The organism is Deinococcus pimensis DSM 21231 (assembly GCF_000519345.1).
GTDB classification, from domain to species: Bacteria; Deinococcota; Deinococci; order Deinococcales; family Deinococcaceae; genus Deinococcus_A; species Deinococcus_A pimensis.
Window position 1 is genome coordinate 258 of record NZ_KI912671.1, and the last position, 501, is coordinate 758.

Below are 501 nucleotides of genomic sequence, written 5' to 3' on the forward strand. Positions count from 1 at the left end.
CGCCGCACAACTGGGCGGCGGTGTGCTGCGGCAGCGCCGGCGCGGCCGCGCTGCTGCTCGTCGACGATCACGAGCGGCTCGCGGGCATCACCGACCGGGTGCTGCGCGCCCTCGACGGCTTTCTCGACGGCTTCGCCGCCGACGGCGGCTGCCGCGAGGGCGTCGGGTACTGGACGTACGGCTTCGGTCACTTCGTGATTTACACCGAGGCGCTGCGCGCCTTCACGGACGGCCGGATCGACCTGCTCAGAGACGCGCGCGCCGCGCGCGTCGCCGCGTTCCCGGCGCTCGTGAGTCTCGGGCGGGGGTGGCCACGCTTCTCCGACGTCTCGGACGACGCGCAACTTCCGCTCGGTCTCGTGTCGAGGCTGCACGCGCGGCTCGGCGTGGACGTCCCGGACGGCGCGGGACTGTCCGTGGACGCCGGACGGACCCTGCGGTTCACGGTGGCGGCGCGCAACGTGCTGTGGTCGGACCCGGCGCTGCTCGAGCGGCGCCGCG

1 protein-coding gene is annotated in these 501 nt (G+C 74.7%); it reads left to right on the plus strand.

The genetic code is table 11. The features are described 5' to 3' along the window. Positions 1-501 (plus strand): hypothetical protein (locus tag DEIPI_RS40445; RefSeq protein ID WP_211238323.1); only part of this gene is annotated, 501 nt, incomplete at both ends.